This is a genomic window from Pontitalea aquivivens (assembly GCF_046507575.1).
GTDB lineage: Bacteria > Pseudomonadota > Alphaproteobacteria > Rhodobacterales > Rhodobacteraceae > Pontitalea > Pontitalea aquivivens.
Genome location: NZ_JBKFEY010000007.1, coordinates 22,580 through 48,092, shown reverse-complemented (window position 1 = coordinate 48,092; position 25,513 = coordinate 22,580). Strand labels below are relative to the sequence as shown.

24 protein-coding genes and 1 tRNA gene are annotated in these 25,513 nt (G+C 66.3%); 10 read left to right on the top strand and 15 right to left on the bottom strand.

Annotated elements, in window-relative coordinates; translation table 11 throughout:
• Positions 1 to 14: 14 nt before the first annotated feature.
• The 5 genes from cysS to recA all read right to left on the bottom strand — a co-directional run bounded on the left by cysS (position 15) and on the right by recA (position 6,527).
• A complete protein-coding gene (gene cysS, locus ACK8OU_RS10390; protein ID WP_410303324.1) occupies positions 15 to 1,379 on the bottom strand; it encodes a cysteine--tRNA ligase in 1,365 nt (454 codons plus the stop codon).
• An 89-nt stretch (positions 1,380 to 1,468) separates the two neighbouring features.
• Positions 1,469 to 2,263 (bottom strand): class II glutamine amidotransferase, encoded by a 795-nt coding sequence (locus ACK8OU_RS10385; protein WP_410303323.1) that lies wholly within the window; start codon positions 2,261 to 2,263, stop codon positions 1,469 to 1,471.
• Between the two features lie 101 nt (positions 2,264 to 2,364).
• Positions 2,365 to 2,655: a DUF1330 domain-containing protein gene (locus ACK8OU_RS10380; RefSeq protein ID WP_250041022.1), complete on the bottom strand. Its 291-nt coding sequence runs from the start codon at positions 2,653 to 2,655 to the stop codon at positions 2,365 to 2,367.
• Positions 2,655 to 5,312 carry an alanine--tRNA ligase gene (gene alaS / locus ACK8OU_RS10375; protein ID WP_410303322.1) on the bottom strand — a complete coding sequence of 886 codons (2,658 nt, stop codon included), beginning with the start codon at positions 5,310 to 5,312 and terminating at the stop codon, positions 2,655 to 2,657. Before alaS ends, ACK8OU_RS10380 begins: the two co-directional genes overlap by 1 nt.
• Positions 5,313 to 5,459: 147 nt before the next feature.
• Complete coding sequence (gene recA, locus ACK8OU_RS10370; RefSeq protein ID WP_410303321.1) at positions 5,460 to 6,527, bottom strand: recombinase RecA; 1,068 nt, start codon at positions 6,525 to 6,527, stop codon at positions 5,460 to 5,462.
• Positions 6,528 to 6,725: 198 nt separating this feature from the next.
• Between recA and ACK8OU_RS10365 the strand changes: the two genes are divergently transcribed.
• Complete coding sequence (locus ACK8OU_RS10365) at positions 6,726 to 7,319, top strand: hypothetical protein (protein WP_410303320.1); 594 nt, start codon at positions 6,726 to 6,728, stop codon at positions 7,317 to 7,319.
• A gap of 6 nt (positions 7,320 to 7,325) precedes the next feature.
• Here the strand turns inward: ACK8OU_RS10365 and ACK8OU_RS10360 are convergent, their stop codons facing one another.
• From ACK8OU_RS10360 to ACK8OU_RS10340, 5 genes are all read right to left on the bottom strand, one after another.
• Complete coding sequence (locus ACK8OU_RS10360; RefSeq protein WP_410303319.1) at positions 7,326 to 9,671, bottom strand: ATP-binding response regulator; 2,346 nt, start codon at positions 9,669 to 9,671, stop codon at positions 7,326 to 7,328.
• 58 nt (positions 9,672 to 9,729) lie between these two features.
• A complete protein-coding gene (locus tag ACK8OU_RS10355) occupies positions 9,730 to 10,896 on the bottom strand; it encodes an RsmB/NOP family class I SAM-dependent RNA methyltransferase (RefSeq protein ID WP_410303318.1) in 1,167 nt (388 codons plus the stop codon).
• A 54-nt stretch (positions 10,897 to 10,950) separates the two neighbouring features.
• A complete protein-coding gene (gene guaB / locus ACK8OU_RS10350) occupies positions 10,951 to 12,399 on the bottom strand; it encodes an IMP dehydrogenase (RefSeq protein ID WP_410303317.1) in 1,449 nt (482 codons plus the stop codon).
• Positions 12,400 to 12,468: 69 nt separating this feature from the next.
• Positions 12,469 to 13,446: a TDT family transporter gene (locus ACK8OU_RS10345; RefSeq protein WP_410303316.1), complete on the bottom strand. Its 978-nt coding sequence runs from the start codon at positions 13,444 to 13,446 to the stop codon at positions 12,469 to 12,471.
• Between the two features lie 91 nt (positions 13,447 to 13,537).
• Entirely contained in the window at positions 13,538 to 14,494 is a 957-nt protein-coding gene (locus ACK8OU_RS10340; protein WP_410303315.1) for a GNAT family N-acetyltransferase, read from the bottom strand.
• Positions 14,495 to 14,540: 46 nt separating this feature from the next.
• Between ACK8OU_RS10340 and ACK8OU_RS10335 the strand changes: the two genes are divergently transcribed.
• From ACK8OU_RS10335 to ppk2, 7 genes are all read left to right on the top strand, one after another.
• Positions 14,541 to 14,708 carry a hypothetical protein gene (locus ACK8OU_RS10335; RefSeq protein WP_410303314.1) on the top strand — a complete coding sequence of 56 codons (168 nt, stop codon included), beginning with the start codon at positions 14,541 to 14,543 and terminating at the stop codon, positions 14,706 to 14,708.
• 128 nt (positions 14,709 to 14,836) lie between these two features.
• Positions 14,837 to 15,973: a hypothetical protein gene (locus tag ACK8OU_RS10330; protein ID WP_410303313.1), complete on the top strand. Its 1,137-nt coding sequence runs from the start codon at positions 14,837 to 14,839 to the stop codon at positions 15,971 to 15,973.
• A gap of 151 nt (positions 15,974 to 16,124) precedes the next feature.
• Entirely contained in the window at positions 16,125 to 17,084 is a 960-nt protein-coding gene (locus ACK8OU_RS10325; RefSeq protein WP_410303312.1) for a DMT family transporter, read from the top strand.
• Positions 17,085 to 17,184: 100 nt separating this feature from the next.
• Positions 17,185 to 18,045, top strand: coding sequence for an ATPase (locus ACK8OU_RS10320; RefSeq protein ID WP_410303311.1), 861 nt, complete (start codon positions 17,185 to 17,187; stop codon positions 18,043 to 18,045).
• 27 nt (positions 18,046 to 18,072) lie between these two features.
• Complete coding sequence (locus ACK8OU_RS10315; protein WP_410303310.1) at positions 18,073 to 18,993, top strand: homoserine O-succinyltransferase; 921 nt, start codon at positions 18,073 to 18,075, stop codon at positions 18,991 to 18,993.
• Positions 18,968 to 19,936, top strand: a complete 969-nt coding sequence (locus ACK8OU_RS10310) for an alpha/beta fold hydrolase (protein WP_410303309.1) — start codon at positions 18,968 to 18,970, stop codon at positions 19,934 to 19,936. Before ACK8OU_RS10315 ends, ACK8OU_RS10310 begins: the two co-directional genes overlap by 26 nt.
• A gap of 38 nt (positions 19,937 to 19,974) precedes the next feature.
• A complete protein-coding gene (ppk2, locus tag ACK8OU_RS10305; protein WP_410303308.1) occupies positions 19,975 to 20,862 on the top strand; it encodes a polyphosphate kinase 2 in 888 nt (295 codons plus the stop codon).
• 107 nt (positions 20,863 to 20,969) lie between these two features.
• Here the strand turns inward: ppk2 and ACK8OU_RS10300 are convergent, their stop codons facing one another.
• Positions 20,970 to 21,593, bottom strand: a complete 624-nt coding sequence (locus tag ACK8OU_RS10300; protein WP_410303307.1) for an outer membrane protein — start codon at positions 21,591 to 21,593, stop codon at positions 20,970 to 20,972.
• A gap of 251 nt (positions 21,594 to 21,844) precedes the next feature.
• On the opposite strand from ACK8OU_RS10300, the gene ACK8OU_RS10295 reads away from it, so the two are divergent.
• Positions 21,845 to 22,606: an SDR family NAD(P)-dependent oxidoreductase gene (locus ACK8OU_RS10295; RefSeq protein ID WP_410303306.1), complete on the top strand. Its 762-nt coding sequence runs from the start codon at positions 21,845 to 21,847 to the stop codon at positions 22,604 to 22,606.
• Positions 22,607 to 22,642: 36 nt separating this feature from the next.
• Here the strand turns inward: ACK8OU_RS10295 and ACK8OU_RS10290 are convergent, their stop codons facing one another.
• Positions 22,643 to 23,482, bottom strand: coding sequence for a DUF2059 domain-containing protein (locus ACK8OU_RS10290; protein ID WP_410303305.1), 840 nt, complete (start codon positions 23,480 to 23,482; stop codon positions 22,643 to 22,645).
• A 168-nt stretch (positions 23,483 to 23,650) separates the two neighbouring features.
• Between ACK8OU_RS10290 and ACK8OU_RS10285 the strand changes: the two genes are divergently transcribed.
• Positions 23,651 to 23,740 (top strand) — tRNA-Ser (locus tag ACK8OU_RS10285).
• A 354-nt stretch (positions 23,741 to 24,094) separates the two neighbouring features.
• Here the strand turns inward: ACK8OU_RS10285 and ACK8OU_RS10280 are convergent.
• From ACK8OU_RS10280 to ACK8OU_RS10270, 3 genes are read right to left on the bottom strand one after another with little or no spacing between them, the layout of a single operon-like run.
• Positions 24,095 to 24,619, bottom strand: a complete 525-nt coding sequence (locus ACK8OU_RS10280) for a DsbE family thiol:disulfide interchange protein (protein ID WP_410303304.1) — start codon at positions 24,617 to 24,619, stop codon at positions 24,095 to 24,097.
• Entirely contained in the window at positions 24,612 to 24,773 is a 162-nt protein-coding gene (gene ccmD / locus ACK8OU_RS10275) for a heme exporter protein CcmD (RefSeq protein WP_410303303.1), read from the bottom strand. The genes ACK8OU_RS10280 and ccmD overlap by 8 nt, the downstream gene beginning before the upstream one ends.
• Positions 24,770 to 25,498, bottom strand: coding sequence for a heme ABC transporter permease (locus ACK8OU_RS10270; RefSeq protein WP_410303302.1), 729 nt, complete (start codon positions 25,496 to 25,498; stop codon positions 24,770 to 24,772). The genes ccmD and ACK8OU_RS10270 overlap by 4 nt, the downstream gene beginning before the upstream one ends.
• Positions 25,499 to 25,513: the final 15 nt, after the last annotated feature.

Here is a 25,513-nt window from a genome sequence, read left to right as displayed (position 1 = left end):
CCTGACGGCACCGCCTAGCCAAGGCGCGGCAGGCGCGCGGCATCAAAGCCCGGCCCGGGCAGCAATTCCACCCCCGCCTTCGACATCCGAACCTCGACCCCCGCCGCCATCAGCGCCGCCTTCATCGCATCCACCGCCGCAAAATCCTTGGACTGCATCGCAGCCGCGCGCAAGGTGGCCAGATGCGCGGCATGGGCCGAAAGGTCAACCGCAGGCGCCCTGGCCCAGTCACCCATTTCATCGCCCAGCAACCCCAGCAGCGCCGCCGAGGCCTTCAATGCCGCCGGATCCCCGGCCAGGCCATGCAGCGCGGCAATGGCGCCCGCCGTGTTCAGATCATCGGCCAGCGCCGCGACGACCACGGGCGCCGGACCGGGCGCGGGGGTGATGCCCGCGACAAGCCCCCGCCACTTGCGCAAGGTGGCCTCGGCCTGCGCGGCCTTCTCGGCCGTCCAGTCCATCGGCTTGCCGTAATGCGTCTGCAGAAAGACAAACCGGATCACCTCGCCGGGGATGCCCTTGTCCAGAAGGTCGCGCACGGTGAAGAAATTGCCCAGGCTCTTGGACATCTTCCTGCCCTCGACCTGCAGCATCTCGTTGTGCAGCCAATAGCGGGCAAAGCCGCCCTCGGGATGGGCGCAGCAGCTTTGCGCGATCTCGTTTTCATGATGCGGAAACTGCAGGTCGATCCCGCCCGCATGGATGTCAAAGCCCGCGCCCAGCAGCTCAAAGCTCATCGCGGAACATTCGATATGCCAGCCGGGGCGGCCGCGGCCCCAGGGGCTGTCCCAGCCGGGCAGATCGTCGCTGGACGGTTTCCACAGCACGAAATCCATCGGATCGCGCTTGTAGGGCGCGACCTCGACCCGTGCGCCCGCGATCATGTCATCGACCGAACGCCCCGACAGCGCCCCGTATTCGGGAAAGCTGCGCACGTCGAACAGCACATGGCCTTCCGCCGCATAGGCATGGCCCCGCGCGATCAGATCCTGGATCATCGCGATCATCCGGGCGATGTAATCGGTGGCCCTGGGCTCGATCGTCGGCCGCAGCGCGCCAAGCGCATCCATGTCGGCGTGATACCAGGCGATCGTTTCCTCGGTGATGTCGCGGATCGGCCGCCCGGTCTCGGCGGCCCTGGCGTTGATCTTGTCATCCACGTCGGTGAAATTGCGCACATAGGTCACATGACCGGCACCATAGACATGGCGCAGCAGCCTGAACAGCACGTCAAACACCACCACCGGACGCGCATTGCCCAGATGCGCGCGGTCATAGACCGTGGGCCCGCAACAATAGACGCGCACATTGGCCGGGTCGATCGGCACGAAATCTTCCTTGCGGCGGGTCTTGGTGTTGTGCAGGCGGATCGTGGTCATGGCGTCCTCACGCGTGGTCCCGCGCGGACTTAGCAGGTTCGGGGCGGGTTTGAAAACCGCTGAAAGGACCGGCGCGGCAAAAGGCGCGATCAGGCGGCGGCGGCCTGTGCCGCGGGGACGAAAGGTTCGACCGTGACCCCCTGCCCGTCAAAGGTGCAAAAGCTGCTTTCGGGCACCACCTGCCAGTCGCATTCACCCGGCTCCAGGGGTTCGGACACGACCGCCCGCCCGCCGCGCGTGTCTGACCAGCGATGATACAGCGTCGGGGCCTGATCGTCGGTGGCATAGCGCACCGCATAAAGCCGCGCGCCATCCGAAAAGGCCGCCGTCAGCCGCATGTGGGGCGCGGCGCCGCGGGCGCGGCTTAGCGTCTCAAGGCGCGCGGTGGCGCGTTCCAGCGCCTGCCTTGGCGTGGTTTCAAGTCCCTCGGCCAGCGCGACCAGAAACAGCGCCTCGCTGTCGGTCGCCCCCTTGCGGTGCGGATAAAGCGCATCCGGGATCATCATTTCGGCATCGCGGCGCAGCGCATCATAGCCGCCGACCTGGCCATTGTGCATGAACGACCAGCGCCCCACGACAAAGGGGTGGCAATTGTTGCGGCTGGTGGCCGTGCCGGTCGAGGCGCGGACATGGGCCAGAAACAGCCCCGATTTCACCGTCGCGGTCAGGCTGCGCAGGTTCGGGTCTGACCAGGCGGGCATCACGTCGCGGTAAAGCCCGGGCTCGGGCCGTTCGCCATACCACGCCAGCCCGAAGCCATCGGCATTGATCGCGGTGTGGCATTGCGTGGCGCAATGGCTTTGCCGGATCAGCGAATGGCCGGGACGACTGATGATTTCATCCAGAAAGATCGGTTGCCCGATATACGCGGCCCAACGGCACATCGACCTGCCCCTTTTCGGGCGCGGTTGGCTCCGCCCCCGGATGCTGATACATGGATGTCATATACCGCAACCGGGGCGGGCCGGGAAGATGGCACGCGGGCTCAGGCGCTTTCCTCGACGATCACGAGATCGCGTTCCGAGGCGCCGCGCGCATGCGACAGCGCCGCCTGATATTCGGGGCTGTGATAGCAGGCCTCGGCGGCCTCAAGGCTGGGAAAGCGGGCGATCACGTTGCGCGCCCGGTCCTTGCCTTCCAGCTGCACATAGCGCGTGCCGCGCGCCAGAAACACGCCGCCATGCGCCGCGATCGCGGGACCGGCAAGGGCGGCGTATTTGCCATAGGCCTCGGCATCCAGAACCGTCACATGGGCGATCCAAAGCGCCGCGGGCATCAGTCTGCCCCCGCGATGACGGCCTTGACGGCGGCCACGGCCTCATCGGCCCTGGACGGATCGGCCCCGCCGGCCTGCGCCATGTCGGGCCGCCCGCCACCGCCCTTGCCGCCAAGCGCGGCCGCCGCCGCCTTGACCAGATCGACGGCGCTGATGCGCGCGGTGGCATCGGGTGTCACGCCCGCGGCCACGGCGGCCTTGCCGCCGGTATCGGCCACCACCAGCACCACGCCGCTGCCCACCCGGCCCTTCAGATCATCGACCAGCGCCGGAAGATCCTTGCCCGACACCCCGGACACCACCTGAGCAACAAAGCGCAAGCCATTGATGTCCTGCACTTCCGGCCCGCCAGCGGCACCGCCGCCCATGGCCAGTTCGCGGCGCAGCTGCGCCACTTCGTTCGCCAGCTGCTTGCGTTCCTCGGCCAGCGCGCGGACGCGGTCGGCCAGATCGGCGGGCGCGGTTTTCAGCACGGACGCGGCCTCGATCAAACGCTCGTTCTGCGCCTTGAGGTGATCAAGCGCGGCCTGCCCCGTCAGCGCCTCAAAGCGCCGCACACCGGCGCTGGAGGCGCTGTCGCCAAGCGCGACAAAGGCGCCGATGTCGCCGGTGCGGGCCACATGGGTGCCGCCGCACAGTTCCAGGCTGTAGGTCTTGCCATCCGCGCCCTTGCCCGAGCCCAGCAGCTCGCCCATGGACACAACGCGCACCTCATCACCGTATTTTTCGCCAAACAGCGCCTGCGCGCCAAGCGCACGGGCATCGTCGGGCGTCATGATGCGGGTTTCCACAGGCGTGTTCTGGCGGATGAACTCGTTCACCTCGGCCTCGACCTGCACCACCTCGGCCTGCGTCAGCGCCTTGGCATGGCTGAAGTCGAAGCGCAGCCGGTCTTCGGCATTCAGGCTGCCCTTCTGCGCGACATGATCGCCCAGGGCGCGGCGCAGCGCCTCATGCAGCAGGTGCGTGGCCGAATGGTTCGCACGAATGGCCGACCGGCGGCGGTGCGAAACCTCAAGCTTGGCGGGCTGGCCGCGCAGGATCGTGCCCTCGGTCACCTCGGCGATGTGGATGAAGACGCCGGCCACCTTTTTCGTATCGGTAATGCGCGCCGCGCCGGTATCGGTGCGGATCAGGCCCTGATCGCCCACCTGACCGCCGGATTCGGCATAGAACGGCGTCTGGTTCACCACGATCTGCACAACATCCTGCGCCTGACCGACCTCGGCCCCGTCCTTGACCAGCGCCATGATCTGGCCCTCGGCGGTTTCGGTGTCATAGCCCAGGAATTCGGTGACCCCGTGCTTTTCGGCCAGTTCGAACCAGATCCGCGCGTCGCTGGCCTCGCCCGACCCCGACCAGGACGCCCGCGCCTTGGCCTTCTGTTCGGCCATGGCGGCGTCAAAGCCCTCGACCTCGACCGCGCGGCCCTTTTCGCGCAGCGCATCCTGCGTCAGGTCCAGCGGGAAGCCGTAGGTATCATAAAGCTTGAACGCCGCCGCCCCGGGCAGCGCCGCGCCGTCGGGCAGGCCGGACAGTTCCTCATCCAGCAGCTTCAGCCCACGGTCGAGCGTCTGCTTGAAGCGGGTTTCCTCAAGCTTCAGCGTCTCCTCGATCAGGGCCTGCGCGCGGGTCAGTTCGGGATAGGCCGCGCCCATCTGGCGTACCAGCGCAGGCACCAGACGGTGCATCACCGGGTCCTTCGCGCCCAGCATATGCGCATGCCGCATCGCGCGGCGCATGATCCGGCGCAGCACATAGCCGCGCCCGTCGTTCGACGGCATCACCCCGTCGGCGATCAGGAACGAGGTCGACCGCAGATGATCCGCGATCACCCGGTGATGCACCTTGCCCGGGCCGTCAGGATCGGCGCTGGTCGCATGGGCCGAGGCCTCGATCAGCGCGCGCATCAGGTCGGTGTCATAGTTGTCGTGCTTGCCCTGCAGCAGCGCGCCGATGCGTTCCAGACCCATGCCCGTGTCGATCGACTGCATGTCAAGATCGCGCTTGGTTCCATCCTCGAACTGCTCGAACTGCATGAAGACGAGGTTCCAGATCTCGATGAAGCGGTCGCCATCTTCCTCGGCGCTGCCGGGCGGGCCGCCCCAGATGTGATCGCCGTGGTCAAAGAAGATCTCGGTGCAGGGGCCACAGGGGCCGGTGGGGCCCATCATCCAGAAATTGTCATTGGTGGGGATGCGGATGATCCGGTCATCGGGCAGGCCAGCGACCTTCTTCCAGATATTCGCGGCCTCATCATCGGTGTGGTAGACGGTGACCAGCAGCCGCTCCTTGGGGATGTCGAAATCCCTGGTCAGCAATTCCCAGGCAAAGGGGATCGCCTCGGATTTGAAGTAATCACCAAAGCTGAAATTGCCCAGCATTTCAAAAAAGGTGTGGTGGCGCGCGGTGTAGCCGACGTTGTCCAGGTCATTATGCTTGCCGCCCGCGCGCACGCATTTCTGCGCGGTGGTGGCGCGGACATAGTCACGCTTTTCCACCCCGGTGAAGCAGTTCTTGAACTGCACCATGCCCGAGTTGGTGAACATCAGCGTCGGGTCGTTGCGCGGCACAAGCGGGCTGCTGTCAACGATACGGTGACCGTTGCGTTCGAAAAAATTCAGAAAAGTAGAGCGGATATCGTTCAGGCTGGGCATGGTTTTCGGGCCTTCATGGGGCGGGATTGCCCCCGTTTAACGCCCGGCCCGACGCCTGTCCAGCAAAGCAAACGGCCGGGCGCAGGGCCCGGCCGTCTGGTGGCACATTCTGTGCCGCATCTGACCGTGTCAGGCGCGTTCTGCGCCCTAGTCCTCGGTCAGGGTATCATCCTCTTCGCTGGCCCCGAAATCGAGCCCGTGACTGGCGCGGATCTTGTCTTCAATCGCATGGGCCACATCGGGATGGTCGCGCAGGAACTGCTTGGCGTTTTCACGCCCCTGGCCAATGCGTTCATCGCCATAGGAATACCAGGCGCCCGATTTTTCCACCACGCCGGCCTTCACGCCCAGGTCGACCAGTTCGCCCACCTTGGAAATGCCCTCGCCATACATGATGTCGAATTCGACCTGCTTGAAGGGCGGGGCTACCTTGTTCTTGACCACTTTGACGCGGGTCGAATTGCCCACGACCTCATCGCGGTCCTTGATCGCGCCGATGCGACGGATGTCCAGGCGCACGCTGGCGTAGAATTTCAGCGCATGGCCCCCGGTGGTGGTTTCCGGGTTGCCGAACATCACGCCGATCTTCATCCGGATCTGGTTGATGAAGATCACCATGCAGTTGCTGCGCCCGATGCTGGCGGTCAGCTTGCGCATCGCCTGGCTCATCAGGCGGGCCTGGGCGCCGACGGTGGCATCGCCCATATCGCCCTCGATTTCCGATTTCGGCGTTAGCGCCGCGACCGAGTCCACGACGACAAGGCTGACCGCGCCCGAACGCACCAGCGTATCGACGATTTCCAGCGCCTGTTCGCCCGTATCAGGCTGCGAGATGAGCAGCTCATCCAGGTTCACGCCCAGCTTGCGCGCATAGTTCGGGTCCAGCGCATGTTCGGCATCGACGAACGCGCAGACGCCGCCCTTCTTCTGTTCCTCGGCCACGACATGCAGCGTCAGCGTGGTCTTGCCCGAGCTTTCCGGGCCATAAATCTCGATGATGCGGCCCTTGGGCAGACCGCCGATCCCCAGCGCAATGTCCAGGCCCAGCGACCCGGTCGAGGTTGCCTCGATCTCGGCCACCGGGTTGTCGGCGCCCAGCTTCATGATCGAGCCCTTGCCGAACTGCCGCTCAATCTGTGCCAGCGCCGAATCGAGCGCCTTCTGCTTGTCCGCATTCTTCTTGTCGTTCATGTCAAAAAGGCTCGCCGTTGCCATCATCCGCTTCCTTATCCCACAGAGCGATGGCTACGGCAATCAATGCCTGCCCCACCCGATGTTCGCACTATGTTCCATATTTCAATGGGGGAAAAGCCAGAACATTTCAATCGAATTCATCACGATTCCCATTCTTTTCCGATTTGGTTAAAGACAGGTTTACGGAAACGCCATTTTGCCAGCGCCAGGGGGGCCGACATGCTGATTTTCTGGGAACAGGAACTGGTGTTTCTGGCCACCCCCAAGACCGGATCGACTGCGATCGAGGTTGCGCTCGAGTCACTGGCAAGCGTCGCCATGCAACGCCCCGCGACGCTCAAGCATCTGACCGCGCGGCAATATCGGGCGCATCTGTCGCCGCTGCTGGAAACGACGGCGCGCGCGCGTTTCACCACCGTGGCCCTGATGCGTGAACCGATCGGCTGGTTGCGATCCTGGTATCGTTTCGCACAACGCGACGGGCTTGACGATCCGGTGCACGCCCTGCACGGCTGTTCCTTCGACGCATTCGCCCTGGCCCATGCCGCCGGCGATGCAGCCCGCTTTCCCCGGATCGCCAGCCAGTCCGATTTTCTTTGCGACACCGACGGTCGGCCGCTGGTAGACCGCATTTTCCGCTATGAAGACATGGACACCTTCGTGCAATTCCTCGAAGACCGGCTGGATTGCGCCATCACCCTGCCCCGGGTCAACGTGCCCCCCGCGGCGGATGTCAATCTGTCCGTGGATACCGAAACCCGCCTGCGCAGCGCGATGGGCGCGGATTTCACGCTTTACGCGGGCCTGCGCTGACCCCGATCAGTTCAGCTGTTTCTGTACTGTCGCCGTCAGTTCGCTAAGCGAGAAGGGCTTGGGCAGGAACACCGCATTCGGAACCGGCGGGCGCCCATCCTGAAACACATCCTCGGCATAGCCCGAAACGAACACCACCGCCGTGCCCGGCCGCGTCTTCAGCGCCTCACGCACCCAGGTCGGCCCATCCATCCCGGGCATGATCACATCGGTGACGAAGGCATCGATTTCCAGCGTTGCATCCTCCAGCAGCCGCAGCGCCTGTTCGGCATTCTCGGCCTCGAACACGGTATACCCCCGCAGCTTCAGCGCACGAGACGCAAAAGCGCGCACCGGTACCTCATCTTCGACCAGAAGCACGCTGGCCGTCGCCCGCGGCTGGCTTGCCACGGGCGCAGGCCGATCGGTGGCCTCTTCCGGTTCGGGGGTGGCCAGGCGATCATGGGCTGGCAGATAGATGACGAAGGCCGCACCCGAGCCCAGGACCGAATCGACAAAGATATAGCCCCCGGTCTGCTTCACGATTCCGTAGGCGGTGGACAGGCCCAGCCCGGTTCCCTCGCCGGTGCGCTTGGTGGTGTAGAAGGGTTCGAAGATCTTGCCCAGGCGGTCTGGCGCGATGCCGGTGCCTTCGTCGGCCACGGTCACCAGAACATAATCGCCCTTGGGCACCGAGGCGCGATCCCGCGCCAGATCCTCGGCCAGATGGCAGTTTTCCGTCTCGATCCGGATCTCGCCGCCGCCGGGCATGGCGTCGCGCGCATTCACCACCAGATTCATGATCACCTGCTCAAGCTGGCGCTTGTCGGCCCGGATCAGCCGCAGATCGGGGTCATGGCGCAGTGTCAGGCGGACCTTTTCCCCCACCAGACGATTAAGCAGATGGGTCAGGTCCGACAGCGTGTCGCGCAGGTCAATCACCCGGGGCTTGAGCGTCTGCTTGCGCGAAAAGGCCAGAAGCTGCCCCACCAGGCTTGCGGCGCGGTTGGCGTTCTGACTGATCTGGTCAAGATCGGCATAGTCAGGATCGCCCTTGTCGTGGCGCAGCATCAGCAGATCGCAATGGCCCGTGATCGCGGTCAGCAAGTTGTTGAAATCATGCGCGACACCGCCAGCAAGCTGACCGATCGCCTGCATCTTCTGGCTCTGGACGAACTGCGCCTCCAGTGTCTTGAGCTGGGTGGCATCCGACAGCACCGCGATCAGGCCCGCGCGCCCGTCCTCGACCACACGGCTCAGCGAGACCTGCAGGAAAACCTCGTGATCGCCGCGCCGCGCGCGCAACACCTCGGGACGGCTTTCCAGCCGGCCGGTCAGCGCATCGGCCACCCAATCCTCAACCGGGCGGCCCAGGCCTTCGAACAGGTCGGCCAGCCGCGAATTCGGCGCGATCTGCCCCAGAAGGCCGCGGGCGGCGCGATTCACGGCCAACACCTCGCCCCCCGCCGCAAGCCGCATCAGCGCCACCGGCAGCGCTTCGAACGAGGCCGGATCATGGGCCGATGCACGCCCTGTGGCCATCGGCAAAAGATAGACCTCGCTGCGCCCGCCCGGCCCTTCCAGTTCGGCCACCACCGCGCGCAGCGGGCCCGAAGGGGTCATGATCTCATGCTCTTCACCCGACCGCAGCGGCAATTGCACAAAGATGCGGTCCAGCGTGCGCACCCGTTCGCCCACCAGCCGGCGCAATGCCTCATTCATGAACAGGACCGTGCCGGTTTTGGATACCGTCAGCATCGGCAGGCTGATCGTTTCCGCCCCGCGCCCCCCCATCGGGCGTTCGGCCATATCCTCAAGACGCCACAGAAACCCGCCCCCGCCGATCTGATGCACCGAAATCCGCACATGGCCGCGCCGGGTCACCATATCCTCACGCGCCGCACCAAGCGCCGCCGCCTTGGTCTGCAGCCGGGTCAGCACCGACGCGGGATTGGCAAATATCTCGGCAAAGGCGCGCGCCAGCGTCTGGCCCCCGCGCGATCCGAACCGTTCCACCGCGGCCCGGTTCTGAAAGCCGATCCCCCCCTCGATATCGGTGGTGAAACTGGGCGCGGCATCATGGGCGACAAAGGTGGCGATCTGTTCCTGCAGGCGCGTCTGGCGCAACCGGGCATGGCGCGACAGGAAATGCACCATCCCCGCCAGCGCCAGCAGCGTGCCCGCCACCGACAGCAGGATCATCCCCAGAACCCGGTCCGGCACCAGAACCCCCGCGCCAAGCGCGACCGCCGCCCCGGCGACAAGATAGATGCCCCCGGGCGCCAGCAGGACCGCGGCGCGGGTCAGTGGCTGATTGGGGTGGACCGGATATGTCACGCGGAAAGCCCTTTGCACAGAATCGGCTTTCCGCATTGCGCGGCACAAAGATTAAAGCGCGATTAACGGAACCGGAAAACAGCTTGAAATTGTGTCAATCCGCCAGCTTCTTCTGCGTGAACAGCGCCATGTAGAACCCGTCCCCGCCATCAGGCGGGGTCAGCCGCCGCTGCGCCCCCGGCGACCAATGGCTGCGGGCGGCGAAGGCCCCGGCCTGATCCTCATTCTCTGCCCGCAGCAACGAACAGGTCATGTAGGCCAGCGTCCCGCCGGGGGCCACATGCGCCGCCGCCTTGTCCAGAATCGCGGCCTGCAGATCGATCAGTTCGGCCAGCCGCGCGGGCGTCAGGCGCCATTTCGCATCCGGTGTGCGCCGCCAGGTGCCCGAACCCGAACAGGGCGCATCGACCAGCACCAGATCAAAGCGGCCATGCACCCCCTCTGGTGGCAGGATCGTGACCCGAACCCCCGCGCGGGCCGCGCGCGCGGGCAGGTCACGCATCCGGCCCGGGTCGATGTCATGGGCGCTGAACTGGCCATCCAGCTGCGCGGCCAGCGCCAGGGTCTTGCCACCGCCACCTGCGCAATAATCCAGAACCCGCATCCCCGGATGTCGCGGCAGCGCGTCCACCACCGCCTGCGAGGCGGCATCCTGCAGCTCGACCATGCCCGCTTGAAAGGCTTTTGATTTTTGAATTTTCCTTGCGTTTCCAGTGGCTTCCAATGCGGTCTTCGCAAGGGGATGGGGCTGGGCCGCGATCCCCTCACGGGCCAGCGCGGCCTGGGCCTGCGCCAGGCTTGCACGGCGCGGATTGACGCGCAGGAACACCGGCGCCCGGGCCTGCTGGGCCATCATCACCGGGGCGAAATCCGCCCCAAGGCTGTCTTCCAGCTGCGGGCCAAGCCAATCCGGGCAATCCACCGCCGCATAGCCCTGCGCCGGGGCGCCCGCGTGCCGTTCGTCCTGTGACAAGGGCGCCGGGGCGTGTCGGTCGCCTGTAAAAAGCGTATCCGGGTCAATGCCTTGCGCACGACACTTGCCAAGGATCAGGCCGCGCCCGGTGCGCGCGCCACCCAGGGCCGCAAACGACTCGCGGCAGCGCAGCGCATCAAAGACCAGATCGCGGATCGCCGCGCGATCGCCGGAACCGGCAAAGCGGTTGCCCCGCGCCCAGGTGATCAGCGCAGGCTCGGCCGGTTGACCCGCCAGGATACGGTCGAGGATCTTGATCGCGGCGTCCGCGCGGGCGGCGGGCGTCACCGCCCCGCCCCCGCGCCAAACACATCAAGAACGACAGGCATCTGCCTGACAACCCTAGCCAATCCGGTAGTTCGGGCTTTCGCGGGTGATCTGCACGTCATGGACATGGCTTTCCTTCAGACCGGCGCCGGTGATGCGGACGAATTCGCAGCCGCCGCGCATTTCGGCCACCGTGCGCTTGCCGGTATACCCCATCGCGGCACGCAGCCCGCCGACCAGCTGATGGATCACGGTGCCCGCCGGGCCCTTGTAGGGCACCTGCCCCTCGATCCCCTCGGGCACCAGCTTGTCGGACGCCGCATCCTTCTGGAAATAGCGGTCGGCCGAGCCCCGTGCCATCGCCCCAAGGCTGCCCATGCCACGATAGCTTTTGTAGCTGCGGCCCTGATACAGGATCACCTCGCCCGGGGATTCATCGGTGCCCGCGATCGCGCTGCCCACCATCGCGCAGGATGCGCCCGCCGCGATCGCCTTGGCGAAATCGCCGGAAAACTTGATCCCGCCATCGGCGATGATCGGGATGTCGCCCGCGGCCGAACAGGCATCCATGATCGCGGTCAGCTGCGGCACGCCCACGCCTGCCACGATCCGCGTGGTGCAGATCGACCCCGGACCGATGCCCACCTTGACCGCATCGGCGCCCGCGCCGATCAGGGCGCGCGTCGCCTCGGCGGTGGCGACATTGCCGGCCACCACCTGCACCGCCGGCGCAAAGACCTTGATCCGCTCGACCGCCCTGGCCACACCTTCGGAATGGCCATGCGCGGTATCGATCACGATCAGATCGCAGCCCGCCTCGATCAGCGCGCAGGACCGCTCATACCCCGCATCCCCCACCGTCGAGGCCGCCGCCACCCGCAGCCGGCCCAGTTCGTCCTTGCAGGCCTGCGGATGCAGCACGGCCTTTTCGCTGTCCTTCAGCGTCAGAAGCCCGGTCAGCTTGCCCTTGCCATCGGTCACCAGAAGCTTCTCGATCCGGCGCGCGCGCATCAGGTTGCGCGCCTCCTCCAGATCGGCAGGCTCGGTCAGCATCGCCAGATTGTCCGAGGTCATCATGGTGCGCACCGGGGTGCGGTCGTCATTGGCAAAACGCATGTCGCGGTTGGTCACGATGCCGACGACGCGGCCCTGATCATCCACCACCGGAAAGCCGGTGACGTTGAAGCGATCCTGCAGATCCTTGGCATCGGCCAGGGTCTGATCGGGGCGCAGCGTGATCGGGTTGAAGACGATGCCGCTTTCAAATCGCTTGACGCGGCGGACCTCGGTCGCCTGCTGGTCCACCGTCAGGTTGCGGTGGATCACCCCCATGCCGCCCGCCTGTGCCATGGCGATGGCCATGCGCGCCTCGGTCACGGTATCCATCGCCGAGGACAGCAGCGGGATGTTCATCCGGATCGATCTGGTGACATGGGTCGAGACATCGGCCTCGGACGGCAGCACCGAAGATGCGGCCGGAACCAGAAGAACATCATCAAAGGTGAGCGCCTCGCGAATCTGCATCGGGGTCCTCCGGGACTTGCATTCGTTTGGCGGTTCCCTGTTTCACGCAAATGCCGCGATGGCAAGCCCTCACGCGGCGACGGCGCCGGTTTTTGCCGCCAGCTGGCCCTTGGCCCAAAGTTGCAGCACCTTGATCGCGATGGCCGGAACGATCACCGAAGCCGCCGCCAGCAGAACCCCGCCCGGGATCAGCCAGACCCCGCCAAGCGCGACCCAGAACCCGGCCGTGGCCGCCAGCGGGAATGTCAGCGCGCCCCAGAGCGGGCTGAACCCCGCCGCCAGAAGCCAGCGCAGCCGCAGCACCCCCGCCGCCAGGATCAACGCCGACAGGATCGCCAGCACCCCTGCGATGCCCTGCGCGTCGAACCCGGTCGCCACCGTGCCCATCAGCGCCGCAGGCGCCAGGTGGATCGCCATCAGCGGGCGCAGCGGCGCGGGCACACCGGCGCGCGACAGCTGCTGCAACGAGATCAGCCAGATTGTCGATGCCGCCGCCAGCGCCACCCAGAACAGTGCCGAACCCAGCCCCGCATAGCCCAGCGGCTGCGCGGCCAGCGCGGTGACGATGACGCCGGTAAAGCTCAGGTGCCAGACGGGGGTGACGCGGCGCTGTTCCGCGGGGCCGGTGGCGAAGACGAACAGAATCGCCCCGATCAGCGCGCCCTGCAGCGCCAGCGCGATCCAGAACACGATCCGCGCCGCCCCGGGGGCGACCGGCCCCAGCAGGACCGAAAACATCAGCCCCGCCAGCACCGCCGCCGCCAGCCCCGCCCGGCCCGGCAGAATTTTCAGATCCGCGATCGCCACCCCCGGCCTGCGCATCATCTTTGCCGCATAAGCCACCAGGACGAACAGGAAAAGCAGCGCCACCGCCCCGGCCAGAAGATCCGCCAGCCCCGCGGGGATGCCAAAGCCCCCGACCGCCCGCCGCCAGCCCAGCGCCAGCCCCATAAGCCCAAGCACCGGCGGAAAGATGGCCGGCGGGGTGCGCAGCCACAATGCGGGCCGGGTTGCGGGTTTCACGGTCAGGTCGGGGGGAAGGGTCATGCGGGGCCTCCGGGTTGATCTGCCTTCTTTTCGCCCAAACCGCGCGCCAGTGCCAGTGCCTGCGCGCCGCAGGCGCCGCATATCGCCCCGATCAGCCCGGCGGCACCAGACCCGGCAGCACCAGGCACGTCGCGCCAAGGGGCCGCACCTCGGCGCCGGTGCCCGATTTGAACCGCATCAGCCCCGCGCCCCGCGCCCCATCCACATCGCCCAGGTCCAGCCGCCGCACACCCGCCGCACGCAGCCGCAGCGCGCCCTGCCACAGCAACAGCGGATGCGCGCCCAGACGCCGCCCCCCGGCCCCGGTCCAGCCCAGATGATAGCTGGCCCAGCTGCCATGGCGCAGAAAGATCATCCCCGCCAGCGGCACACCGTCCCGCCAGACCCCCAGCGCCAGCACCCCGCCCGGAACCGCGCGGCCCCAGGCCTCGACAAACCCCGCCGGCAAGCCGCGATACCCCCGCGCGCGCCGCTGCGCCGCCTCGGCCCGCAACAACCATCCGGGGTCGCGTTCTACCCGGACGCGCAGCCCCGCGCGTTCGGCCGCGCCCAGCCGGTTGCGCCATTTGCCCTGCAGCCCGGCCCGCAGCACATCCGGCGCGGGCGCCAGATCCCAGATCGCACGGTGGCGCGCGGTGATCAGCGGGATCAGGCCAAACCCCGCCATGGGATGCTCGGGCGTCACCAGCAGCGGCCCGCCGCCCCACGCCAGCGCCCGCAGCCCCGCCCGGCGCAGCCCGGCATCCGCAGGCCCCAGCCAGACCGGCCCACGGCTGGCCAGCCGCAGCCCCGCCCGCGCCGTCAGCTGCACCAGCCCGATCACCCGGGCCCCCAGCACAAGTTCCAGCCGCGCCACGCGCCGCCCCGCCGCCACGGCCAGATCGCCCCAGCCCGGATGCTGCGCCATCGCGCCGCCCCCCGCCGTTTCAAGCGCGGCCAGCCAGTCGGCACCACCCCCGGCAAAGGGACGGATAGCGATCGCCGGCCGTCCGGTCCGGTACGCAGGGCAAGCGGGGGCATCATGTCGGGGCGTGGTGATCTGGTCCATGGTCCCGTTAAGCCATGATTCACCTAACACAGGCTTAATCGCCGCCATGACACGCGAAAAAAGCCCCCGCCCCCGCATCCCCCCCGATCCGGCCCCGCCACGGCCGACGGCCTGGGCGGCGTTGCTTGTGGCGGGGGCAGCCTCGGGCCTGTGGCTTGCGGGGCTGGGGCTGTGGCGGCTGGCGCAGCTTGTGATCGGGGCGGACGGGCCCTGACCGTGATCCGATTGTCCCGGACGGGCCGAAAACGGACGCCACGTCACACCGCGGGGTTGATTGATTCACGTTTTCTTGATGATAGGCTTCATACCCAAGAAGAATGCAAACACGCAGGGATGAGGATCATGATGAGACGTGTTGTGACGACCGCCAGCGCCCTGGCGCTGGCCGCAGGCGCCGCTGCCGCAGGGGGGATCGAGCGTTCGACGCAATCGGTGGCGATCCTGTTCGAACAGGGGACCTATGCCGAGGTGAACTTTGGCGCCTTTTCGCCCGATGTGTCGGGGTCGGTCGGCGGGGCTTTGCACTCGGACGACATGGCATTGGGCTATGGCACACTGTCGCTTGGCTACAAACAGGCGCTGAGCGACCGGCTGGACATGGCGATCATCTTCGACCAGCCGATCGGCGCGGATCTGAACTACGGCCCGGATGCCGGGGGGGCCACGCAGCTGGGGTTCCGGTCCTATCCGCTGGCGGGGTCCAATGCGTCCATCGATTCCAACGCGATCACGGCGCTGTTGCGCTACAAGATGGAAAACAACGTCTCGCTGATCGGCGGGGTCCGCGCCCTGCGCACCTCGGGTGAGGTGGCGTTGCAGGTTCGCCCGGACCCGGTGATGGACCCCGCAGTCATCGTGCCCTATGGCATGAGCACCTCGACCGAAACGGACTTCGGCTATGTGCTGGGCGTGGCCTGGGAAAAGCCCGAAATCGCCGCCCGTGTCGCGCTGACCTACAATTCCGCGATCACGCATGATTTCGACGCTGCCGAAAGTTCGCCCCTGGGCGTTGGGCGGACCTCGGTGTTTGAAACCGAGGTGCCGCAGTCGCTCAACCTGGAATTCCAGACCGGGATTGCGGCCGATACGCTGCTGTTCGGCTCGGTCCGCTGGGTGGACTGGACGGCGTTCAGGATCCCGCCGCAGGATTATGCCACCGTTCTGGGCGGCAACCTGGTCGATTACAGCAACGATGTGATCACCTATTCGCTGGGCGTGGGGCGCAAGTTCAACGAACAATGGTCGGGCGCGGTGGTGCTGGGCTATGAAAAGCAGAACGGCGATCCGACAGGCAACCTGGGCCCGACCGATGGCTTCAAATCCGTTTCGCTGGCCGCGACCTATACGATGGACAAGGTCAAGATCACCGGCGGTCTGCGCTATGTCGACATCGGTAATGCGACCACACGCGGGATCGGCGCCGAATTCACCGACAACTCGGGCTGGGGCGCGGGCCTGCGGGTTGGCGTGACCTTCTGATCCGCCCCACCGGACACTGCCAAGGCCCCGCCCCCGGCGGGGCCTTTTGCGGTCGGACCTGTTGCGGCGCCCGGCGCTGGCCTGCGGCGCGATTGTGACTGGCACAAGATCGCGCTGGAAAGGCCCGCCGCATCGGCCTAGCGTGCCGGCCATGACCGCACCCGACCGCCCCACCCCACACCGCCCCGAACCGGCCCGCCCCGACCAGACCCGGCTGTCGCCGCGCGCCTGGGCGCTGCTGATCGGGCTGGCCGTGCTATGGGGCGGGGCCTTCCTGTCGAACCGCGCCGCGCTGACGGAACTGGGTTTTTTTTCTGTCGCCGCGCTGCGCGTGATCGGCGCGGCGGCGGTGCTGTGGACCTATATCGCGATCCGGCGCCTGCCGGTGCCGGCCGATGCGCGGCTGTTGCCGCGCTTTGTGATCCTGGGCGGGCTGAACAATGCCATTCCCTTCGCGCTGATCGCCTGGGGACAGATTCATATCGACAGCGGGCTGGCGGCGATCCTGAATGCGGCCAGCGCGATCTTTGCGGTGCTGGTGGCGGCGCTGGCCTTTGCCGATGAACGGCTTAGCCCGCGCAAGGCGGCCGGGGTCGGCCTTGGCTTTGCGGGGGTGGTTCTGGCGATGGGCCCCGGCGTCCTGCGCACGCTGGACCCTGGATCGCTTGCACAGATCGCGGTGCTGGGGGCCTCGGTGTCCTTCGCGCTGGGGGCGGCCTATGCGCGCGTGGCGATCCGCGGCCTTGTCCCCGAGGTGGCGGCGGCGGGCATGCTGACGGGGGGCGCGGTCTGGCTGGTGCCGGCGATGATCCTGTTCGAAGGCATGCCGGGATTTGACTGGTCGGGGCCGGTCTGGGCGGGCCTGGGCTGGCTGATCCTGGGCTGTTCGGCGCTGGCCTATCTGATCTATTACCGGGTGCTGGCGCTGGCGGGGGCGGGCAACCTGATGCTGGTGACGCTGCTGGTACCGCCCGTCGCGGTGCTGGCCGGCTGGGTCGCCTATCGCGAGGCCCTGTCGTTCAACGCCCTGGCGGGTTTTGGGGTGCTGGCGCTGGGGCTTGTGGTGATCAATGGCGGCATCGGCGGCGGCATCGGGCGCAAAACCCCGTGACGCCGCGCGCCGCGCGCGCTAAACCCGGGCGCAAAGGGGTGGCCTTGGCTGTGCCAGCCCCGAATTGTGCGGGCAAGGGCAGCGGGCAAGGATGGGCGCGATGATCTATTCCAACCGGAACGAATGGCTGACGGCCGCGCGCAAGCGGGTGTTGCTGTTCGGCATGTCGGGTCTGGGCAAGACCTATCTGGCCTCGATGCTGCGCGGGTCGGGCGAATGGTTCCACTATTCGGTCGATTACCGCATCGGCACGCGCTACATGGGCGAATACATCGCCGACAACTTCAAGCGCGAGGCGATGAAGAACCCGTTCCTGCGTGAATTGCTGCTGTCGGATTCGGTCTATATCGCCTCGAACATCACGTTCGACAATCTGGCGCCGCTGTCCACCTATATGGGCAAGCCGGGCAGCCCCGCGCGCGGCGGCCTGCCCTTTGACGAATACATGAAGCGCCAGAACCAGCACCGGGTCGCGGAAAAATCCACGCTGATGGACACCACCCATTTCATCGAACGCGCCGGGGACATCTATTCCATCCCGCATTTCGTCTGCGATTCCGGCGGATCCATCTGTGAGGTCGTCGACCCCGAAGACCCCGCCGACCCGATCCTGCGCGAATTGTCGGCGAACCTGCTGATGGTCTGGATCGAAGGGTCCGAGGCGCATACCGAAGAACTGATCCGCCGCTTCGACCGCGCGCCCAAGCCCATGTATTACCAGCCCCAGTTCCTGGAACGTAAATGGGTGGAATACCGGGTGGACCGCGGCCTGAAGGAAGATGAGGTCAACCCCGATGATTTCGTGCGCTGGACCTATTCCCAGGCGCTGGCCCACCGCCAGCCGCGCTATGCCGCGATGGCGCGCAACTGGGGCATTCGCGTGCGGGCCGAGGATGTGGCCCTTGTCCGCGACGTGAAAGACTTTACATCGCTGATCGCGGATGCGCTTGCCGCGCGCTGACGCCTGCTGACCGACCGGAGAAAGACCATGCCCATCACCCTGCCCGAGACGCTGCCCGCTTTCGAGATCCTCTCGAAGGAAGGCGTCATGGTGATGAGCCCGGGGCGCGCGGCGATGCAGGACATCCGCCCGATCCGCATCGGGTTGCTGAACCTGATGCCGAAGAAGATCCAGACGGAAAACCAGTTCGCCCGGCTGATCGGCGCGACACCCCTGCAGATCGACTTTCAGCTGATCCGCATGACCGAACATCAGACCCGCAACACCGCCGCCGAACATATGGAGGCCTTCTACCGTCCCTTCGCCGAGGTCGAGGCTTCGGGCGAGAAGCTGGACGGGCTGATCATCACCGGCGCGCCCATCGAACATCTGCCCTTCGAAGAGGTCACCTATTGGGACGAACTGACCCGCATCTTCGACTGGACGCAAAGCCATGTGCATTCCACCTTCGGCGTGTGCTGGGGCGGCATGGCGATGGCCTATCACTTCCACGGCGTGCAAAAGCACATTCTGGATCACAAGGCCTTCGGCTGCTTTCGCCACCGCAACTGCGTGCCCGCCTCGCCCTATCTGCGCGGCTTTTCCGATGACCTGCTGATCCCGGTCAGCCGCTGGACCGAGATGCGCCAGCCCGAGATCGCGGCCGCGGGGCTGACGACGCTGCTGGCCTCGGATGAGGTCGGCCCCTGTCTGGTCGAGGATGCCTGTCACCGCGCGCTTTATGTGTTCAACCATTTCGAATACGACAGCGGCACGCTGAAAGAGGAATATGACCGCGACGTGGCCTCTGGCAAGTCGGTCAACGTGCCGGTAAATTACTACCCCGATGACGATCCCGGCCAGACCCCGTCCAACCGCTGGCGCAGCCATGCGCATCTGCTGTATGGCAACTGGGTCAATGAGATCTATCAGACAACGCCCTATGAGCTTGAGAAGATTGGTCTTTAGTTCGGTTTTTCTGGCGGCGGCGGGGCTTGCGGGCGCCACCGCATGGCGCGCCGCGGCCCGCGAGGCGGCGGCCGAAGCGGCCTATCCCCCCGCGGGACAGTTCGTCACGGTCGATGGCCGGCGCGTGCATGCGCTGGTGCATGGCGCGGGGCCGGATCTGGTGCTGATCCACGGTGCCTCGGGGTCGCTGCGCGATTTCAGCCACGGGCTGGTCGAACGGCTGGGCCGCGAATTCCGGGTGATTGCCTTTGACCGGCCCGGTTTTGGCTGGTCCGATCCCCTGCCCGGCGGCGGCACGCTGACCGAACAGGCCCGCCACCTGCGCCGGGCCGCGCGCCTGCTGGGGGCGGACAAGCCAGTGGTTCTGGGCCACAGCTATGGCGGGTCGGTGGCGCTGGCCTGGGCGGTGGATGCGCCCGACAGCGTGGCCGCGCTGGTGCCCGTCTCGGCCCCCTCTTTCGGCTGGACCTCGGGTCTGCCCTGGCTGTACCGCCTGACCGCGCCGGCGCCCGGACAGGTGCTTCTGGTGCCGCTGATCACCGCCTGGACACCGCGCAGCTATCTGATGTCCGAGCTCGCCGCCGTCTTTGACCCCGATCCGATGCCCGCCGGTTATGCCGACCATTTCGGCCCGGAAATGGTGCTGCGCCGCGTCAGCCTGCGCACCAATGCCCTGCAGCGCGCCAGCCTGCGCGATGAAATCGCGGCGCTGGAACCGCATTACCCCGGCCTGACCCTGCCGGTCGAGCTGATCCACGGCACGGATGATACCACGGTTGGCCTTTCCATCCATTCCGAACGGCTGGCCGGCGTTCTGCCCGATGTGCGGCTGACCCCGCTGGAGGGTGTGGGCCACATGCCCCATCACGCCGCCCCCGATGCGATCGTCAGCGCCGCCAGACACGCCCATGCGCGCGCCGTGCTGGCATCGCGCGCGCCCTGAGGCCATAGTGACCGGGCAGACCATACCCGGAGCGCACCATGAAAACCCCACCGCCCGATGCCATTCCCTTTGTCGGTGACATCACCCGGTTCCTGAAGGACGAAGCCCCCGACGACATCCGCCACGCGATCGAAACGGGCGGCAAGGATGACATCCTGACGCCCGGCTATCCCTACCGCGAAGAGATGAAGAAAAAGGACTATGCCGCGCAGATGCAGGCGCTGCAGGTCGAACTGGTCAAGATGCTGTGGGATCTGCGCGCCACCGGCAAGCGGCTGGCGGTGATCTTTGAGGGGCGCGATGCCGCCGGCAAGGGCGGCACCATCGAACGGATGCGCGAAAACCTGAATCCGCGGTCTGCCTATATCGTCGCGCTGCCAAAACCGACCGAGCGCGAGGCGACACAGTGGTATTTTCAGCGCTATGTCGACTGGCTTCCGGCAGCGGGCGAAATCGCCCTGTTCGACCGCAGCTGGTACAACCGCGGTGTGGTCGAACATGTCTTTGGCTTCTGCACGCCTGCGCAACGCGAACATTTCTTTTGCCAGCTGCCGGATTTCGAAAAGATGCTGGTCGAGGAAGGCATCACGCTGGTCAAGCTGTGGCTGAACGTGGGCCGGGCCGAACAGCTGCGCCGCTTTCTGGCGCGCGAACGTGATCCGCTGAAGCAGTGGAAGCTCAGCTGGATCGATGTTCAGGGGGTGCGCAAATGGGATGCCTATTCCCAGGCCATCGGCGAGACGCTGACGCGCACCGATACGGCACATGCGCCCTGGACGGTGATCCGCGCCGATGACAAGGCCCGCGCGCGCATTGCCGCGGTCCAGACCGTGCTGAATGCGGTTGATTACGCTAAGAAGGATCCCAAAGCCATTGGAAAGACTGATGAAAATATTGTTGGCGGTATAAGGCTCTGGTCCGCGTGACGGGGCCTTGTCCGGCCCGCGACCGCGTCACCGCGGCGACGATTGGGGGGCGCCCCGAAAGGCGCCCCCCCCAGACAGCCAGACCCGGACAGCCAGATCCGGTCCGGTCAGAACCGGAACGAGGCGCGCAGACCCAGCGTGGTCATGTCGCCATCCACGCCCGTGCCGTCGAAATCGTCGGCCCAGTGGCGCAGTACCTCGGCGCCCATCGACCAGCTGTCGTTCAGCGCGTAATCGGCACCCAGACCCGCGAAATAGCCGGTGTCGGAATAATCCGTGCCCGCGACCGTGGCTTCGTAATGTCCGGCGCCCGCGGTGCCATACAGCAGCCAGTCGCCCATGTCGGCACCGACCTTCAGCTTGGCCAGCAGCATCGAATCGACGCTGGCATCGGGCGTATCAAGCGCGATATCCGCACCCGAATAGGCCAGTTCGCCACCCAGCACCCAGTTGCCGAAATCATGCAGATAGCCCGCATGCACGCCGCCAAAGGCACCGCTGGCATCATCCGACAGCCCGTCTGCCGACGCCTCGCCATAGCCAAGCTGGCCACCGGCGTAGAAGCCGGTCCAGTCACGCCCAGCGACAACGACCGGCGCAGGCGCGGCCACCACCGGCTCGACCACTGGCGCGGTATAGCCCCCCGCCAGCACGGGCGTCATCGCGGCCACCAGGCCCGCGCCCGCGGCACCAAGGCCCAGCAGCATCGTTTTCGCAACAGATTTGCGCATGTCCCATATCCTTCCACTTGGTTCCAAGGGTCGTTCCCCTTGCCTGGCAAACGCCCGGCGCGGAAAACGGTTCCCCGGATATAGGATACGCGGCACGCGATACGACCCCGTCCGCCGCCTGCCCCCGCCCTGTCGGCCGGGTTTTGCCAAAACCCGGTCACCCTTGGCGAAATCTGGCCGATCAGGCCCGCTCTGGACAGTGGCGCAGGCCCGCGTCACAGATATGTTAAGTTTTGTGGGGAGGAGTGAGCATGAAACTGACAGAGGTCCGCGCCATCGTGACCGGCGGCGCATCGGGGCTCGGGGCGGCCACCGCGCGCCATCTGCGCGCCGTCGGCGCCGAAGTGACGATCCTGGACCGGGACGAACGACGCGGCGCTGCCCTGGCCCAGGACATCGGCGCCCACTTCGCCCAGGTCGACGTCACCAATGCCAGCAGCGTATCCGGCGCGCTGACCCAGGCCAAGGTCGGGATGGGCACGATCAACGCGGTCATCAACTGCGCGGGCATTGTCACCGCAGAACGCGTCGTGGGCCGCGACGGGCCGCATCAGCTGGAAAGCTTCCGGCGCACGATCGACATCAACCTGACCGGCAGCTTCAACGTGATCCGGCAGGCCGCGGCGGAAATGGCGCGCAATCCGGGGCCAGAACGCGGCCTGCCCGAACGCGGCGTGATCGTGAACACCGCCTCGGTCGCGGCCTATGACGGGCAAAAGGGCCAGGCCGCCTATGCCGCCTCGAAGGCGGGGATCGCGGGCATGACCCTGCCGCTGGCCCGCGATCTGGCCAGCCAGGCGATCCGCGTCTGCGCCATCGCGCCCGGCCTGTTCGCCACGCCCATGCTGCAAAGCCTGCCGCAAGAGGTGCAGGACGCGCTTGCCGCCGACGTGACCTTCCCGCGACGGCTGGGCGATCCGGCGGAATATGCCGAACTGGTGGCCTTCATCCTGCAGGCGGGCTATATGAACGGCGAGGTCATAAGGCTGGATGGCGCCCTGCGCCTGCGCTGAACCACCCCGGGCACGGGGCGCGGGCGGGCGGGCGGCCTAAAGGTCCTGCCCGCTCAGCCGCCGGGCGGTGGCGGCACCCAGATCCTGCGACACCTGCACGAAAACCGCGTCAAAACCCGCGAACACCGCCGCCATCAGCGCCCGCCCGGGCGCCGATGCGCTGAAATCGCCATAGGCGGTCAGTTCCGCCTCGGTCAGCGGGTGATAGGCCAGAAACAGATAGCCCGACAGCCACTGCGTCATTTCGGCGCGCACCTCGGGTTCCTGTGCGCGCACATCGGCCAGCATCTCGGCCTCGGACATCGCATAGGGAAAGGCCCCGCCCGCCGCCATCGCGCGGTAAAAGGCCAGGTTTGCGTTCAGCCCGCCCGCCACGTTCGGCTCGATCAGATCGGCGCGGTCGATGAACGCGCGCACCGCCAGCGCGCGAAGGTCGCCCTGTTCCAGCGCCGCGTCAAAGGCCGCGCGCGCCGCCGCTTCCAGATCGCGGTCCAACAGCGCGCGGCGCGTATCGATTTCCAGCGTGATGACGCGCCGGCCAAGGTCCGAGCCCAGAAAGCCCTCGACCGGGCGCAGGTCCAGGTCACCAAGCGCCGCGGCAAAGGCCGCCTCGAACACCGGGCGCAGCCGATCGGGCGCGTTGATCGCGGCAACCTGCCCGCGCCACAGCGGATCTGGGCCCTGTTCAAACAATTCTTCCGCCAGTTCATCGCCATAGACAACGGCTTCATCACGCAGGATTTCAAACAGCGCCTCGGTCTGCAAAAGCCGTGCAATCTGCGCCGCATCCGCCCGTGCCGGCGCCGCCAGAACCAGCAACGACAGCATCAGGACAGCGCATCGCGACACTGTTCGGGAAAGCACAGCGGACAGCATGACCAGACCCTTTCGCACCCTTGCGCGCCCCTTTCAGACCTACTCTTCCCCCGCCCGCTTGCCAAGCCTGCAGAACCGCCGCGATGCGCGATCCGCGCGGGGCGAAAAAGGGGTTGCAAGCCCCGCAACTCCGCTATAAATCCCGCTGCATCGACGACCCCTGATCGCGGAGAGGTGGCAGAGTGGTCGAATGCGGCGGTCTCGAAAACCGTTGTCGGTTTGCGCCGACCCAGGGTTCGAATCCCTGTCTCTCCGCCATTTCCCCATGTAAATAATTGATTTTATTTAAATTTCCCCAGGCCAATTGCTTTTGCAGGCCATCTTTCAGGTGCAGCTCGTCTTGCAGGTCTGGATCAGGCCTTGTCGCCCAAGGTATTCAACGCATTCGTGAACACACCGCTTTCGCCGCGCCGCATAGCTGGATGGAACACCCCGGTCAAAGACCACGGGCGTCCCTCCGCAAAGCCTTGAACGGACGGTATCGGGCTGGCAGACCAACGCCCCCCGAACGTCCCGAATACAAAGCGCAACCACGAAAGGCAAATGTTCGCGGCTTCCGACGCGAAGGCCCGCATGGATTCCGCCCGGCGGGATCCCGCCCCTCGCTTCGCGTCAATCCCCGGCCAGAAGCGGGCGCAGGCTGGAATCGATCACGCGTTGCGTGACGGGGCCGGCAAAGCGGAACAGAACCGTGCCCTCGCCATCGACGACAAAGGTTTCCGGCACGCCATAGACGCCCCAGTCCAGCGCCATGCGGCCCGTCGCATCGGCGCCGATCGCCTGATAGGGGTTTCCAAGCTCGGCCAGAAAACCCAGGGCCTTGTCCGGCTGATCCTTGTAATTCACGCCATAGACCGCGATCCCCTCATCGGCCAAAGCCTGCAGATGCGGATGTTCCACCCGACAAGGCGCGCACCAGCTGGCCCAGAAATTCACCAGCTTCAGATCGCCGTCACGCAGATCGGCATCGGTAAAGGGCACACCCTCACCCAGGGCCGTCAGCTGCACCGGCGGCGCCGATTTGCCGGCAAAGGCCGTCGGCAACTGGTTCGGGTCCTCACGTCCCATGCCCCAGATGAACAGGCCCGCCAGCCCGGCAAAGACCAGCGGCGGCAGCAGCATCAGCGGCTTAACCATCGCGGCGGCCCATCCGTTCTTCCTGCGCCTGCAACGCGCGCTTCACCCTGGCGCCCTGCCACAGGCTGACACCGACAAGCGCCACCAGCAGCGTCAGCGTGGCACCATAGGACCCCAGCACCGTGACCGCATATTTCCCCAGATCCGGCATCATGCCATGCGCTCCCTTGCTTCCAGCGCCTTCAGGCGGCGGGCGCGGATCTCGGTCCGGGTACGGACCAGAACCAGCGCCACGAACACCAGGATGAATCCGGCAATGCACAGCAGAAGCGGCAACCAGTAGACATCCGAGATGTTTTCCTCCTTGTCCAGCGACAGCGTCGCCCCCTGATGCAGGCCCTGGTTCCAGAAATTCACCGCATAGCGCGACAGCACCGCGAAAACCGACCCCACAAGACACAGCACCCCGGTCAGATCGGCGGCAGTGTCGGGATTGTCGATCGCCCCCCACAGCGCGATATAGCCCAGATAGAACAGGAACAGGATCAGGAATGAGGTCAGCCGCGGATCCCATTCCCACCAGGTACCCCACATCGGCTGGCCCCACAGCGCGCCGGTGATCAGCGCGATCAGCGTCATCACCATGCCCACGGGGGCCGCGGCCTTGGCCGCCAGCGCGCTGACATGGTGACGCCGGACCAACCAGACCAGCGACGTCACCAACATCATCACCCAGATGTTGATCGCCATCATCGCGGCGGGCACATGCAGGTAGATGATCTTGACGGTGGACCCCTGCTTGTAATCATCGGGCGTCAGGAAGAACCCCCAGACCAGCCCCGTGACCAGCGTCAGCGCCGCCAGCGCCGCCACCCAGGGCAGCAGCCAGGCAGAGGTTTCCATGAATTTTTTCGGGTTGGCATATTCCCAGATCGACATGGGGTATCGCTACTT